This window comes from Cupriavidus sp. SIMBA_020 (assembly GCF_046535395.1).
In the GTDB taxonomy this organism is placed as follows: Bacteria; Pseudomonadota; Gammaproteobacteria; order Burkholderiales; family Burkholderiaceae; genus Cupriavidus; species Cupriavidus campinensis.
Map to the genome: position 1 here is coordinate 1 of NZ_JAWRWU010000771.1, position 265 is coordinate 265.

Genomic DNA, 265 nt, shown 5'->3' on the forward strand with positions numbered 1-265 from the left:
GTCGTCGAGTTCGAGCAGGTTCACGATGTCAGGCTCCGATCTTGTGACGGGTGCGCGCGAGCAGGATCACGGGCACGAGCCCGGCCAGCACGATCGCGAGCGTGGCGACCGCGCCTTCCTCATAGGTGCCGCGTGAGGCTTCCGCATACAGCCAGGTCGCCAGCGTGTCGAAATTCAGCGGGCGCAGCAGCAGGGTCGCCGGCAGCTCCTTCATCGCGTCGACGAAGACGAGCAGCGCGCTCGTCGTGAGCGCGGGGCGCAGCAG

1 pseudogene is annotated in these 265 nt (G+C 67.9%); it reads right to left on the reverse strand.

The window, feature by feature from the left end:
- Positions 1-28 precede the first annotated feature (28 nt).
- A pseudogene (locus SB751_RS31440) lies at positions 29-265 on the reverse strand (iron ABC transporter permease); the annotation flags it as partial.